The 13,374-nt window shown below is 71.5% G+C and carries 11 protein-coding genes; 6 read left to right on the plus strand and 5 right to left on the minus strand.

Going from position 1 to position 13,374, the window contains the following annotated elements; translation table 11 throughout:
• Nucleotides 1-17 precede the first annotated feature (17 nt).
• On the minus strand, nucleotides 18-1,682 hold the full coding sequence (locus NLU66_RS17635; RefSeq protein WP_259360898.1) for a fucose isomerase: 1,665 nt from the start codon (nucleotides 1,680-1,682) through the stop codon (nucleotides 18-20).
• Entirely contained in the window at nucleotides 1,679-2,842 is a 1,164-nt protein-coding gene (locus tag NLU66_RS17640) for a glycoside hydrolase family 172 protein (protein ID WP_259360899.1), read from the minus strand. The genes NLU66_RS17635 and NLU66_RS17640 overlap by 4 nt, the downstream gene beginning before the upstream one ends.
• A gap of 265 nt (nucleotides 2,843-3,107) precedes the next feature.
• Between NLU66_RS17640 and NLU66_RS17645 the strand changes: the two genes are divergently transcribed.
• From NLU66_RS17645 to NLU66_RS17655, 3 genes are read left to right on the plus strand one after another with little or no spacing between them, the layout of a single operon-like run.
• Complete coding sequence (locus tag NLU66_RS17645) at nucleotides 3,108-4,439, plus strand: ABC transporter substrate-binding protein (RefSeq protein WP_259360900.1); 1,332 nt, start codon at nucleotides 3,108-3,110, stop codon at nucleotides 4,437-4,439.
• The gene (locus NLU66_RS17650; RefSeq protein WP_259360901.1) at nucleotides 4,436-5,344 is read left to right on the plus strand and encodes a carbohydrate ABC transporter permease; all 909 of its coding nucleotides are present in this window, start codon (nucleotides 4,436-4,438) and stop codon (nucleotides 5,342-5,344) included. Before NLU66_RS17645 ends, NLU66_RS17650 begins: the two co-directional genes overlap by 4 nt.
• Complete coding sequence (locus NLU66_RS17655) at nucleotides 5,334-6,194, plus strand: carbohydrate ABC transporter permease (RefSeq protein WP_259360902.1); 861 nt, start codon at nucleotides 5,334-5,336, stop codon at nucleotides 6,192-6,194. Before NLU66_RS17650 ends, NLU66_RS17655 begins: the two co-directional genes overlap by 11 nt.
• Here the strand turns inward: NLU66_RS17655 and NLU66_RS17660 are convergent.
• Nucleotides 6,172-7,140 carry an aminoglycoside phosphotransferase family protein gene (locus NLU66_RS17660; protein WP_259360903.1) on the minus strand — a complete coding sequence of 323 codons (969 nt, stop codon included), beginning with the start codon at nucleotides 7,138-7,140 and terminating at the stop codon, nucleotides 6,172-6,174. The two genes, NLU66_RS17655 and NLU66_RS17660, sit on opposite strands and share 23 nt — an antisense overlap.
• A gap of 300 nt (nucleotides 7,141-7,440) precedes the next feature.
• On the opposite strand from NLU66_RS17660, the gene NLU66_RS17665 reads away from it, so the two are divergent.
• From NLU66_RS17665 to NLU66_RS17675, 3 genes are read left to right on the plus strand one after another with little or no spacing between them, the layout of a single operon-like run.
• Complete coding sequence (locus NLU66_RS17665; RefSeq protein ID WP_259360904.1) at nucleotides 7,441-8,799, plus strand: extracellular solute-binding protein; 1,359 nt, start codon at nucleotides 7,441-7,443, stop codon at nucleotides 8,797-8,799.
• A 1-nt stretch (nucleotide 8,800) separates the two neighbouring features.
• Complete coding sequence (locus tag NLU66_RS17670; RefSeq protein ID WP_259360905.1) at nucleotides 8,801-9,724, plus strand: carbohydrate ABC transporter permease; 924 nt, start codon at nucleotides 8,801-8,803, stop codon at nucleotides 9,722-9,724.
• A gap of 1 nt (nucleotide 9,725) precedes the next feature.
• Nucleotides 9,726-10,646: a carbohydrate ABC transporter permease gene (locus NLU66_RS17675; protein ID WP_259360906.1), complete on the plus strand. Its 921-nt coding sequence runs from the start codon at nucleotides 9,726-9,728 to the stop codon at nucleotides 10,644-10,646.
• On the opposite strand, the gene NLU66_RS17680 is transcribed toward NLU66_RS17675, so the two are convergent.
• Together NLU66_RS17680 and NLU66_RS17685 are read right to left on the minus strand one after the other, a co-directional pair.
• Nucleotides 10,624-11,766: a mandelate racemase/muconate lactonizing enzyme family protein gene (locus NLU66_RS17680; RefSeq protein ID WP_259360907.1), complete on the minus strand. Its 1,143-nt coding sequence runs from the start codon at nucleotides 11,764-11,766 to the stop codon at nucleotides 10,624-10,626. The genes NLU66_RS17675 and NLU66_RS17680 overlap by 23 nt on opposite strands.
• A complete protein-coding gene (locus NLU66_RS17685; RefSeq protein ID WP_259360908.1) occupies nucleotides 11,763-12,650 on the minus strand; it encodes a glycosyl hydrolase family 32 in 888 nt (295 codons plus the stop codon). The genes NLU66_RS17680 and NLU66_RS17685 overlap by 4 nt, the downstream gene beginning before the upstream one ends.
• Between the last annotated feature and the right edge of the window lie 724 nt (nucleotides 12,651-13,374).

Below are 13,374 nucleotides of genomic sequence, written 5' to 3' on the forward strand. Positions count from 1 at the left end.
AAAATACCGCGCGCGCCTCACCCCACGATGGGAGCGTCACCGCACAGGTGCACGGCGACCCCGAGGCGGTGGAAGAGCGCGGCCTTCGCGGTGAGCGCGCGGTCCGCGGCGTCGGCGTCGTCCGCGTAGACGAGCTGCGCGTGGTTGGCCTTGTGCCGGGCCATGAACTGGTCCCGGGTGACGCCGTGCAGCACGACGTTCGCGATCGGCCACTCGGGGTTCGTGAGGTCCTTGCGGCGCTGCGTCTCCTCCGCGCCGAGGTCCACGACGCTGCCGCGGCCCAGGTCCACGTGCAGGGCGGCGTCCTGGACGTACACGCGGGACCAGACGATCTCGCCGGGACGGGAGACGCCGTTGATCGTGGAGCCGCCGGCGGGGAAGAACGCCGGGCCCTGGCGCCAGCCCTCGGCCCCCGCGTAGCCGCCGGTGAGGTGGCTCGGCGGGACGGAGCCGGAGATCTCGAAGACCCACACGTAGTCCTCCCCCACCTCCTCGCCCCAGCGCACGTCGTGCAGCGTCGTCGCGGGGTCCATGCCCATCGCGGTCCAGATCCGATTCGTGACCAGGGCGTCGACCGCGACGCCCTCGTCGACCTCGTTGAAGTTGGGCAGCGCCTCCCCCTCCCACAGCACGCGGGAGCCGTCGCGGCTCGTCACCGGAGGGCGGCGGACGTTGTTCAGCAGGCCCTCGACGAGGTCCGAGGCGGGGCACACGTCCTTCATGCCCTGCTGGTACTGGATGCCCACGGCGTCCAGACCGAAGTCGTCGCTGATCCGCAGCGCCGCGACGTACATCTTGTGCTGCCAGCGGAGCTGGGCCTCGGTGAGCTCGGTGGCCTCGTCGGTCCCGAGGCGGAAGGTCATGCCCGCCTTCCGCAGCCACGCGCCGACGGCGTCGGCCTCCTCGTCGGGGACCGTCTGCATCTCCGCCCAGAGGGCGGACTGGGACAGGCGCTCCTTGTAGATGCCGAGCGGGTTCAGCATCTCGTCGTCGATGATCGCGTTGTACATGCCCATGCAGCCCTCGTCGAAGATCCCGATGATGGCCTTGTCCCGCTGGAGCTGGTCCGCGAGGGCCGTGCCGAGCTCGACCTCCGCCGTGCGCGGCAGCGGGGGCAGCTCCTGCACGTGGGAGGCGTCGTGGCGCACGAGGCCGGTGTCGATCCACTCGGCGACGCCCGCGAGGAAGGCCTCGTCGGTGCCGTCGACGGTCCACAGGGAGGAGTAGGCGCGGCCCATCTTGGTGAGCCCGCCGTTGAGGTTCAGCAGGCCCACGAGGCCCGGCCACTCGGGGGCGAAGTTCGCGACCGTGAGGATCGGGCCGCGGTGGGTGCGCAGGCCCGCGAGCACGTGGTGGCTGTACTGCCAGTTCGCGGTGGCGACGATGAGCGGGGCGTCCGGCGGGATCGCGCGGAACACCTCCATGCCCATGCGCTGGGAGCGGATGAAGCCGTGGCCGAGCTCCGCATCGGGCTCGAAGGCGCGCCGCACCCTCCAGCCGGTCGCGCCCACGGCCTCGCCGACGATCCGCTCGAGCTCCTGCTGGAACGGCCAGGCCGGCACGTTCGCGCTCTCGCGCAGGTCGCCGCTCGGGATGAGGTAGGCGGTGCGCTCCGGCGCGGGGAGCGGGTCACGCAGCTCGGGGAGGGCGTAGGTGCTGGTGGACGAGGCGGTGGTGGTCATGAGTCGCTCCCGGTCGTGGTGGGGCGGGCGGGTCCGGTCGCGACGTGGTGCCCGGCGCCGGTGCCGAGGAACACCTCCATCGCGTCGAAGGTGGGGGCCGGCGGGCGGTGGGTCACGGGCCGGTCGAGGTAGAGCAGGGCGGTCGAGGCGATGTCGTCGTGCAGCTGTCGGTAGCGCCAGCCGGACTTCCAGCCGAGCGCCTGCACGTCCACGCGCGGCACCCCGCGGGCGAAGCGGATCGGATCCGCGACGTGCCAGCGGTACAGGCCGAACCGCTGCTGGGAGACGTAGAGGCCGTCGGGCCTGATCACCTGCGGCATGCCCAGGTACGGGGTGGTGAAGGCGGTGTAGCCCTCGCCGGGGACGTCGAAGTTCCACGCCCCGCCGAAGTAGTCCTCGGTGCCGGTGCCGGCGATCGTGGGGGCGGAGCCGTCCGCCGGGTCGTCGTCGAGGGAGAACTTCAGCTCGCCCTCGCCCCACCAGCCCGGGGAGTTCACGCCCCAGGCGAGGTAGGTGCCCACGTACTGCCCCTGACCCTCGACGCCCTCGAGCAGCACGTGCGTCTCGCCCGCGGTGAGCGGCTCCGAGCGGCGCCACTGGGCGTGGAAGTAGGCGTCCTCGCGATGGTCGCCGCCCACCTCGTAGGTGATCTGGAAGTAGACGATCGCGTCCGCGTCCGAGGTGTTCTCGATCGTGAGCCGGGCGCCCTCGCGGAACGGCATGGGCCAGTAGGAGTTGAAGCCGCCGTGCGGGTTCGCGGCGATCATCTGGGAGTCCACCTGCGCGAACACGCCCCAGCCGTGGCAGAAGAAGTCGCCGTAGGGGACCTCCACGGCGGGCTCCTCGCTGCCGTCCCAGTAGGCACGCAGCACGAGCGTGCGCCAGTGGTCGGTGTGCGTGGTGATCCACAGGTGGGTGATGACGCCGGGCTCGTCGATCTCGCCGAGGGTGTAGGTGCTCCCCGCGGGGACGTTCACGCTGGGGGAGACCTTCCAGCCGCGGCCCAGGTCGCGCGCGGCGGCGGCGCCGGTGCCCTCGGTCGCGAGGGCACCGCCGGAGACGGCGCCGTCGGGGTTCTCGGGGCTGATCGAGCGGGTGAGCGTGGGGCGCAGGCGGGCGAGGCCTGCCGGGCTCGCAGGGCGCGCGGTGGGATCCGGCATCGACGACACATCCTCGGGTCGGTGATCTGGTGTCAGGCGTGGGAAACGTTTACACGCACCCTAGGGTTCGCGCCGCGGCCGGTCAACCATTCGACGCAACCCGTTCACGCGGGCCACAGACCGAACCTGCACCGTCCTGGGAGAACTTCTCGTTCCGACGGTTGACGCCCCCGGATCCCGCCCCTACGGTGGCCAGCAATCGTTTTCTGCGATCCTGCGGTGCCCCGGCCCGCAGCGCAGCCGCCATGGTTCGAGGAGGAACCCTGTGCCACCGGATCCGATCCCTCGTCGTCGCACCGTCCTCGCGGGCGCCGCGGCGGCGGCGACCGTCCCCCTGCTGAGCTCGTGCTCCGCCTCCCGCGCGGACCGCCCGCTCAGCTTCTGGAACTTCTACAGCCCCGCACCCCAGCAGGACCCGAACCTCGTCGCCCAGTCGGACTGGTTCGCGCAGGCGATCGACGCCTGGAACGCCTCCAGGGAGCGCGAGATCAGCCCCGTCTACATGACCGGCGACCAGATGAACCAGCGGATGCCGATCGCCTTCGCCTCCGGCGACGGCCCGGACATCTTCCTCATCTCCCCCGGCGACTACCTGCGCTACGCGAACGGCGGGGTCCTCGAGGACCTCGCCCCGTACATGGAGCAGGAGGCCATCGACGACTTCTACCCCGAGGCCCTCACCACCCGCCGCGACGGCGAGGCGATCTACGGTCTGCCGATGGAGCAGGAGCCGCTCGCCCTGTTCTACGACCCCGACCTGCTCGAGGGCGCCGGCGTGGCCGAGGGTGACCTGCCGCAGGACTGGGAGCAGCTGCTGGACCTCTCCGCCCGGCTCAGCAGCGGCACCATCACCGGGCTCGTGCTCGACGTGGACCCCGGCTACTACCAGAACTTCACCTTCTACCCCTGGCTCTGGCAGACCGGCGGGGACGTCGTCGACCCCTCGACACAGCGCCCCGTGTTCAGCGGCGAGGGCGCCCAGGCGGCCCTCGACCTGTACGGACGGGCGATCGCGAGCGGCGCGACCCCGCGCACGCGCCCCGCCAACGGCGACATCGTCTCCGCCTTCAGCTCCGGCTACGCCGCCTTCTGGCAGACCGGCGTCTGGGACGTCTCGAACCTGCGGCTGAACGCCCCGGACAAGCATTTCGGCGTCATGCCGCTGCCCGCCCCGCCCGGCAAGGAGACGATCACGGCGCTCGGCGGCTGGGCCTGGTGCGTCAACGCCCGCGGCGCCGACCCGGAATCCGCGGCGCGCTTCGTGGTGCAGGTGCTCGGCTCGATGGAGCCCTCCTCGATCGAGCACGTCGCCGCCTGGAACGGACCGGTCAAGGGCAACATGCCGGCCCGCGCCTCCGTCGACGCGGCGCTCGTCGCCTCCGACGCCTTCGCCGACGAGCACCTCGCGACCTTCCACGACGACATCCTCCCCACCGGCCGCGGCGAGCCCCGTTTCCCGCCCGCCGTCTACAAGGCCGTCTCCGACGCCCTGCAGTCCGTCGAGCTCGCCGGCGGGGACCCCACCGAGGAGTCCGACCGCGCGCAGCAGACGATCGAGAGCTACCTCGAGACCTACCAGGGAGGGACTCTCGTATGAGTGCCGCCACCACCACCCGCACGCAGCGCTCCCGCCGCGAGGCCCGCGCCGCCGCCCTGTTCCTCGCCCCGGACGCCATCGGCCTGACCGTCTTCGTCGCGATCCCGATGCTGCTCTCCGTGGTGCTCGGGTTCTTCTGGATCGACGGCTTCGGCAACGTCGACTTCATCGGCGTGGACAACTACGTGCGCATGGCGAAGGACCCGCAGTTCTGGAACAGCGCCCGCGTCACCCTCATCTACCTGGTCACGCTCGTGCCGCTGATCTTCGTGGTGGGCCTCGGCCTCGCGCTGCTCGTCCAGCAGAGGTTCCCGGCCGTGGGCATCATCCGCTCCGCACTGTTCCTGCCCTACGTCGTGAGCATGGTCGTCGTCTCGATGATCTGGCAGTTCATGCTCACCGATCGCACCGGCGTCATCGCGACGGCGCTCTCCGCGATCGGGATCGACGGGATCTCGTTCCTCGGCGACCCGAAGCTCGCCCTGGGCACCGTGGTCGCCGTGACCGTCTGGCTGCAGATGGGCTACTACATGATCATCTTCCTCGCGGGGCTGCAGGACATCCCCGGCGAGCTCTACGAGGCCGCGCGGATCGACGGCGCGAACGCCTGGCAGCGGTTCCGCAGCATCACCCTGCCGCTGCTCGCCCCCACGAGCTTCTTCGTGCTGCTCACCTCGATGGTCGCCGTCGTGACCGGCGGGCTGGACATGATCTTCGTGCTCACCAGCGGCGGCCCCGCGAACTCGACGTCCCTGCTCATCTTCTACATCTACCAGCAGGCGTTCCTGTTCGGGGACCTGGGCTACGCGGCCGCCGTCGGCTCCGTGCTCGTGGTGTTCCTGCTGATCGTCTCCGCCGGGATGTTCCTGGCCACCCGAGGAGGTCGCTTCTCCCATGACGACTGAGACCCCGACGACCGTCGGCCGACGGAGGCCCGGGAGCGCCCGCGCCCGGCGCCGCTCCGGGCTGCTGCTCGCCCTCGGCATCGCGCTCGCCCTCGCGACCGTGTTCCCGCTCGTGTGGATGGTGCTCGGCTCCTTCAAGACCGCGCAGGAGGTCAACTCCCCCAGCCTGATCCCGGAGACGTTCACGCTCGAGAACTACGCCTACGTGTTCTCCCAGGTGCCCTTCGCCCGGTACCTGCTCAACAGCTTCCTCGTCTCCGCCGCGGTGACCGTGATCGCCCTGTGGTTCCACTCGATGGCCGCCTACGCGCTCGCCCGTCTGCAGTTCCCGGGGCGGGAGCGGATCTTCCTGGCGATCTTCGCGACGATGCTCGTGAGCGCCCCCGTCACGATCATCCCGACCTTCATCATCGTGCGCACGCTCGGCATGGTGGACAGCTACGCGGGCCTCGTGGTGCCGGCGATCTTCAACGCCTTCGGCATCTTCCTGCTGCGCCAGTTCTACGTGTCCCTGCCGGACGAGCTCGAGGAGGCGGCGCTCGTGGACGGCGCGAGCTACTGGACGATCTACTGGAAGATCGTGCTGCCGCTGTCCCGGCCGATCCTCGCCGCGCTCGCGGTGTTCTTCTTCCTCGCGAACTGGAACGCCTTCGTGTGGCCGATGACGGTCACCTCGGATCCGGACCTGCGCATGGTCCAGGTGGGCATCCAGACCTTCCAGCAGCAGTACGCGGCGGACTGGAACTACATCCTCGCCGCGGCGACGGTCGCGGCCCTGCCCACGCTCGGGATCTTCTTCGTCTTCCAGAAGCAGATCGTCGCGTCGATCAAGACCTCCGGCCTGAAGTGAGCTCGCGCTCCCAGCGCGTGCGCACGAGCGGCAGCAGCCCGTCACGCCGGGCCTCGCGGTGCTCGCGCAGGCCCGGGAGGGTGGCGGGCAGCCGCGCGGCGTCCACGAAGAAGCCGAGGATGCCCGCGAGCACGTCGGTGCCCGTGGTGGGCGGGAGGTCATGGGCGGCGAGGACCGCGTCGACGTGCGCGTCCACGCCGAGCGCGCCGCTCGGGTCGTCGACCGAGGAGAGCAGCTGGAGGGCGTCCGCGACGGGGCTGCCGACGGAGGCGTGCGCCCAGTCCACGAGGCGCACCGCGCCGCCGTCGGAGTCGTCGGAGTCGTCGATGACGAGGTTGTCGCTGCGCAGGTCGGAGTGACACAGGGTGTCCCCGGCGAGCGCGTCGATCCCGCGCCGGCCCGCGGCGCACAGCGCCTCGAGGTGCGCGGCGAGCCAGGGGTCCAGGCCTGCGGGGACGTCCGCGGCGACGCGCTCGAAGCCGAGCATGTCCGGGCCCAGGTGCTCGGGCACCGTCGGCAGGCCGGGGACCGGGCACGGCGTGACCGTCGCCTGCAGGCGGTCGAGGGCGACGAGCACCTGCGCGAGCTGATCACGGCGCCAGGGCTCCGCGGGCAGCGCGCCCGGGGCGGCCTCGGTGACGAGCACGAACCACTCCCCGTCCTCGAACTCGTCGACGAGCGCCGGGACCGGGGCCGCGGCGGGGATCCGCGCGAGCACCCGCGCCTCCCGCCGGTTGAGCTCGACGGAGCCGGGGTTGTCCCGCTCGCGCACGGCCTTCACGAAGAGCGATCGGCCGCCCTGCCCCGTGACGACCTCGGCGGTGCTGGGCGAGAACCCGCCCCGGCACGAGCGAGTGCGGGCGACCTCCTCGCCGAGCAGCGTCGCCACCCGGGCACGCACGCTCGCGGGCAGGTCCGCCCAGGTCAGGCGATGCGTCATGGTCATGGCCCCTCCGTTCCGGCCCGCGGTTCGCGGTCGGAGAAGCGTCCCACGCGAGACCGCCACGACGGGACTGCTTTTCGCGGAGGGAATCGTTTGCCACGCCGGGGTCCCGTCACCCACCTGCAGGAACTGCCCTGATACGTCCGATCTGTTGACCGCGCCCGCGCCTCGCACTACCTTGTGCGTAAACGATTACTTCCGTAGTCGTCCCCCGGAGCGGATCTCCCCGACGCCGACGTCGGCCGGACCGCCCGCGAGGACCCCACCCCGGTGCACCGTCGCACCCCCAGGGAAGGACGAGCAATGCGCAGAAGGTCATTCCTCACCGGAGCCGCCGCCGCGGCCGCCACCTCCGCCGGGCTCGCCGCCTGCGGCAGCGGCACCCCCGGCGAGTCCAAGGACGATCCCGCCGCGAAGGGACGCACCCAGGTCGAGTTCTGGGGCAACGTCTTCACGACCCCGGAGAACGCCTGGTACGAGAAGATCGTCAAGGACTTCAACGCCGCCCAGGACGAGGTCTACGTGAAGTACCAGGTCGTCCCCGGGGACGCCTGGGACCAGAAGCTCAAGACCGCCCAGGCCGCCGGCAACGCCCCCGACCTCTACATCCAGGCCGGGCGCCTCGACACCGCCGCCCGCACCGGCCTGCTGCTCCCGCTCGACGACCTCATCGGGGCGGACGTCCTCGGAGGCGTCACCGACGCCGCGAAGGAGGTCTGCCAGTACCAGGGCAGCTGGTACGCCTTCCCCCTCCTCGTCGAGCCCCAGATGATGCTCTTCTGGAACAAGGACCTCTTCGAGAAGGCGGGACTGGACCCCGACTCCCCTCCCACCGACTGGGACTCGATGTACGCGGCCTGCGAGGCCCTCGCCCCCGTCATGGGCAACGGGCAGTTCCCGCTCAACACCGCCGTGGACTCCGCGACCTTCGGGTGGACCACCATCGCCTCGCAGATGCACGTCGCCGGCCACCTCCCGATCTCCGAGGACTGGTCCACGGCCGATGCCGAGGACGCGAGGTACGAGGAGCTCATCGGCTTCTACAAGACCCTCCAGGACAACTCGTGGATCCCCCGCCAGCCCCTCGGCGCGGGCAACTCCGCCCAGGCCTTCGGCGAGAAGAAGGTCGCGATGACCTCCCAGGGCTCGTGGGCCATGTCCGAGCTCGCCGCCGACTACGCCGACGTCGTCCCCCTCACGGGGACGGCGCCCTGGGTGCAGAACGACGGCGACCAGACCACCTCCGTCTCCACCATCGGCAACATGAAGTGGGTCGTCGACGCGAAGGCCAAGCAGCCCGAGGCGACCGCGACCTTCATCAGCTGGGCGCTCGGCGGGGACCCGGAGGTCCTGAAGCCCTTCTTCGTGGACACGCAGTTCACGAAGGCCCCCGCGCGGGAGGAGGTCGCGACGGTCGTCGACGCCGACCCCGCCGCCTCCGACGCCCCGTGGTCCTCGGTGATCTTCGAGGACGTGGTCCCCCACTGCATCCCCGAGGCGCAGTACCCGTGGGACGTGAACCTCGCGATGGGCGACGCGATCCAGGCCGGCATGCTCGGCGACAAGTCCCCCGCCGAGGCGCTCGCGACCGCGCAGAAGGAGATCCAGAAGGTCATCGACCGCGAGAAGCTCGCCGAGACCCGCGCCGAGATGGACGGCTGAGATGAGCGCGACCGTCGGCGCCCGCACGGCCCCCTCGCGGCCGGTCGCCCCGCGCCGCCGCGGGGAGACCGCGATGGCCTACGTGATGCTCGCCCCCGTGCTCGTGCTGCTGGGGATCTTCGTCGCCTGGCCCGCAATCCAGGCCGTGCACCTCAGCTTCTTCGACTGGAGCTTCTACACCGACTCCGAGTTCGTGGGCCTGAAGAACTTCCGCGACGTGCTCGTGGACAGCGCGTTCTGGGAGTCCGTCGTGCACGGCCTGCAGTTTGTGCTCATGACGGTGCCGGCGGGGCTGGTCATCGCGTTCCTCGTGGCATCCCTCGCGACCTCCGTGTCCCGCCGCGCCGCGACCCTGCTCAAGGTGAGCATCTACATCCCGTCGGTCATCTCCGGGGTCATCGCCTCGATCACCTTCGTGCTCATCTACGACTACTCCGGCGGCCTGCTCAACGCGATCGTCAACGTCGTGGGCGTGCCGAACCAGGCCTGGCTCGGGGACCCGCGCTGGGCGCTCGGCGCGATCGCCGTGCCCGCCGTGTGGCTGGGGCTCGGGATCACGACGCTCATCATGATCGCCGCGATGCTCGACATCCCCGAGAGCTTCTACGAGGCCGCCCAGCTCGAGGGGGCCTCCTGGTGGCAGATCACCCGCCACATCACGATCCCGCAGATGAAGAACGTGCTCCTGTTCCTGCTCGTCACCGGGTTCGTCGGCGCGATCCAGCAGTTCGAGCTGCCGCTCGTCATGACCGGCGGCGGGCCCGACGGCGCGACCGAGCTGCCCAACCTCTTCATCTTCAACCACTTCCGCGGGGACGCCTACGTGGGCTACTCGATCGCGGCGGCACTGCTGCTCTTCGTGGTGCTCGGGTCGATCTCCTCCGTCATCTTCCGCATCGTCAACTCCGAGAAGCTGGTGGACTGACATGACCGCCGACGTCGAGACCCTGCTCCCGGGCCGCCCCGTCCCCGCCGATCCCGCGGCCGCGCAGCGCGTCGCCCGCCGGCGCCGCCATCGGCCGCGGGGCCCGCGCGCGCTGCTGCTCCTCGCCCTGCGGGCCCTCGCCGCCGCGGTGATCGTGGCGCTCGCGCTGTTCCCGCTCGCGTGGATGGTGATCTCCGGCTTCAAGCTGCGCACCGAGGTGGTGAGCACGCCGTTCCAGTTCTTCCCCGAGGTGTGGCAGTGGCAGAACTACGCGCAGATCCTCGCCGACCCCTCGTTCCTGCGCACCCTCACGGTGACGGGCCTCGGCGCGGTGCTGTTCACCGCGGGGTCCATCGCCGTGAACTCGATGGCCGCCTACGCCTTCGCCCGCCTCGAGTTCCGCGGCAAGCGGGTCCTGTGGCCGCTCGTGCTCATGACGATGTTCATCCCCGGCATGACGATCCTGCTCACGAGCTTCATCGTCGTGACGAACCTGCACATGCTCGACACCCTCGCCGTGCTCGTGATCCCCGGGATGGCGGCGGCGGGCCACGTGTTCTTCGTGCGGCAGTTCTACCTGAACATCCCCTCGAGCCTCGAGGAGGCCGCCGTCATGGACGGCTGCGGCCCGTGGGGCGTGTACCTGCGGATCTTCCTGCCGCTGTCGAAGGCGCCCTTCGTGGTGGTCGGCATGACGAGCTTCATGGCGTACTGGAACGGCTTCGTGTGGCCGGTCATGACGATCACCAGCCCGGACCTCTACCAGGTGCAGCAGTACCTCGCGGCGTTCCGCGGGGAGCGCTCCTCGGAGCTGGGGCTGCTCATGGCCGGCTCCGCGTGCGCCGCGGCACCGATCCTCGTCATCTTCCTCGTGTTCCAGCGGCAGATCATCGCGAACATCAAGATGGCCGGGCTGAAGTGAGCTCGAGCCCCAGCCCTGGCGCCCGGGGCAGCCGGATCGCGCCGTCCCGCAGCGTGTAGCCGGAGTCGTCGACCCCGTCGGTGGTGCCGGGGACGCCCTCGACCACGGGCACGACGTCGCTCGCCGCGGCGAGCTGCGCCGCGTAGAGCGTCTTCAGCGGGTGGCCCCAGGCGTGCGGGGAGGCCTGCACGCCGAGCTCGCGCACGCGCGGCAGCAGCGCGCGCCAGGCCGTGACGCCGAAGGACAGCACGTCCATGAGCAGCACGTCCACGAGCCCGGCCGCCGCGAGATCGAGCACGGCCTCCACGTCGGGGTCGAACTCGCCGTCGGCCACGAGCACCCCGGCGCCGAGCTCCCGCCGCCGGGCCCGGAGCCGGGTGAGGCCGCTGCGCTCCTCCGCGAAGGGCTCCTCGATCCAGAACAGGTCGAGCTCGGCGGTGTCCTCGAGGAAGCGCAGTGTGCGCTCCACGGAGTAGCCGTCGTTCATGTCCACGAGCAGGTGGGCCGACGGGTGCGCGGCGCGCACGGCGCGCACTACCTCGAGGTCCCGCGCGTAGCCGGCCTCCGCCTCCATCCAGCGGTTCCCGCGCCCCAGCTTGAGCTTGAACGCGCGGTGCCCGGCGGCGTGGTCGGCCGCGCAGGACTCGAGCACGGCGTCGAGGCCGCGGGGTGCGCCGTCGGGGTCGAGGTCGTCGAAGTAGATCGCGCCGGAGTAGCAGGGCACCGCGGGCGCCGCCGGCACCGCGGGCACAGCCGGCACCGTGGGCGCCACCGCGCTCCCGCCGCCCGAGAGCAGCACGTGCAGCGGCAGCTCGAGCGCGCGCGCCGCGAGGTCGTGGAGGGCCACGTCCAGTCCCAGGGCCGCCGGCTCGACCACGCCCGTGGCCGGGTCGATCAGCTCCTCGAGGGGCCGGCCGACGAGGGACGACGGCTCCGAGGGCGCCCGCTCGTCCATGCCCCAGCCCACGAGCCCGGTGTCGGTGCGCACCAGCCAGCCGCGCGCCTCGGGGCCGTCCCCGTGCGCGCCGAGGCGGGCGTTGCGGCCGATGCTCCGCGTGTACCGGCTGCGCAGGGTGAGCGGCTCGATCGCCGTGACCCGGTGGCCGGCGAGGCCGCTCATGCGGGCACCCCGTCCACGAGGATCGCGAGCGGGCGGATCGTGAGCCCGCCGCGGCCCCAGCCGCCGCCGGTGATCCAGCGGCGCGTGGGGTCGCCGGGGTCGGTGACGATCTCCGCGCAGTGCTCCTCGAGGTCCACCTCCACCTGGCCGGAGTCCTCGAAGCGCAGCGGGTCCGTGGAGTAGTAGGCGAGGGTGCGGTCGTACTCGCCGGACTCGCACACGAACAGCAGCCACCCCTCCCCCACGGGCACCACGAAGGGCGACTCGGTGGGCCCGCCCACGGTGCCGCTCTGCGTCGAGCGGTAGGCGACGAGCGGATCGGACCAGGTCACGAGGTCCTCGGAGGTGCGCACGGAGACCTCGTGGAAGCCGCCCTGCGGGGTCGAGGTGCGCGTGCAGTAGAGCAGCCAGCGGTCCCCGTCCCGCAGCACCATCGGGTCCCGGGCGTCGAAGCCGTCCGTGACGAGGGAGCCGCCCGGGTGGAGCTCCCAGGTGAACAGGTCGTCGCTGGTCGCGAGCTCGATCCGGTAGTCCGCGTGGTCGGCGCGGCCGCCGCAGTAGAACATCCGGAAGCGGCCCTCGTGCTCGATGACGTGCGGCGCCCACACGTGCTCCTCGCCGATCTCCGTGCGGGCGGGGATGACGGGGTCGTGGATGGTCCACGGCGCGCCTTCGAGATCCGCGGTGCTCGCGTGGAGGAAGAGCCGCTCGTGGGCGGGATCGGCGGGCTCGGGGTGCCAGATGCCGAAGACGTGCCAGCGGCCCTCGCGGTCCCGGATCAGCGTGTGGTCGTTGATGTACCAGGGCTCGTCGGGGCTCGGCGAGGCGTCGAGCAGGCGGCGCCGGTCACCGGGGACCAGGCGGATCAGGACGTCATGCGGCACGGGGAGCTCCTCGTCGAGCGTCGGGGCGACAGCGGATGGCGGGTCTGAGGTGGCCGTGGGCGGCCGGAGTGCTGCACGGGGAACGATTCCCTGCGGTCGGATCAGCCTAGGGAGCCACCCACCTGGCTGTACAGGCCCTGACCGCGATGAATCCCGACCGATGCCGGTAAACGATTGCTAAACGGCGCGCCGCTCCGTAGCGTGGAGCGGGCAACGCCACCCCGTGCCAGGACCAATGGAGGTTCCCCCGTGGCCCGTTCGCTCCCCCGCACCCTCGCGCCCCTCGGCGCCGCCGTTCTCCTCGCCCCGTTCTCCCTGCTCCCCGCCGGCCCCGCCGCGGCGGACATGGTGGGACAGGGGCCGCCCGCCTCGACCTGGGTGGGCACCGCGCAGCTCGCCCCCGCCCCCGAGCACCGCACCGACTCCGACGGCGACCTCTGGCCCACCTGCTGGTCCGCGGACGGCGACCTCTACTCCGCCTGGGGCGACGGCCACGGGTTCGGCGGGAAGGACTTCACCGACATCGGCGCCGCCCGCATCACCGGTGACTCCCCCGACGCGCTCACCGGCGAGAACCTCGCGACCGGCGACGACGTGCTCCCCCACCCCTGGACCGCGAACCACTCCCGCAAGCCCACCGGCATGCTCTGCGACGGGTCCACCCTCTACCTCGCCGTGCAGGACCTCGCCTTCGACTTCGAGGACGCCCCCCGCCGCGACCATC

The sequence above is a fragment of the Brachybacterium sp. NBEC-018 genome, assembly GCF_024860185.1.
Taxonomy (GTDB): Bacteria; Actinomycetota; Actinomycetes; order Actinomycetales; family Dermabacteraceae; genus Brachybacterium; species Brachybacterium rhamnosum.

Coding starts and splice junctions, on each gene's coding strand:
- NLU66_RS17635 (WP_259360898.1), bottom strand. CDS start 1,682: ATGACCACCACCGCCTCGTCCACCAGCACCTACGCCCTCCCCGAGCTG.
- NLU66_RS17640 (WP_259360899.1), bottom strand. CDS start 2,842: ATGCCGGATCCCACCGCGCGCCCTGCGAGCCCGGCAGGCCTCGCCCGC.
- NLU66_RS17650 (WP_259360901.1), top strand. CDS start 4,436: ATGAGTGCCGCCACCACCACCCGCACGCAGCGCTCCCGCCGCGAGGCC.
- NLU66_RS17655 (WP_259360902.1), top strand. CDS start 5,334: ATGACGACTGAGACCCCGACGACCGTCGGCCGACGGAGGCCCGGGAGC.
- NLU66_RS17660 (WP_259360903.1), bottom strand. CDS start 7,140: ATGACCATGACGCATCGCCTGACCTGGGCGGACCTGCCCGCGAGCGTG.
- NLU66_RS17665 (WP_259360904.1), top strand. CDS start 7,441: ATGCGCAGAAGGTCATTCCTCACCGGAGCCGCCGCCGCGGCCGCCACC.
- NLU66_RS17670 (WP_259360905.1), top strand. CDS start 8,801: ATGAGCGCGACCGTCGGCGCCCGCACGGCCCCCTCGCGGCCGGTCGCC.
- NLU66_RS17675 (WP_259360906.1), top strand. CDS start 9,726: ATGACCGCCGACGTCGAGACCCTGCTCCCGGGCCGCCCCGTCCCCGCC.
- NLU66_RS17680 (WP_259360907.1), bottom strand. CDS start 11,766: ATGAGCGGCCTCGCCGGCCACCGGGTCACGGCGATCGAGCCGCTCACC.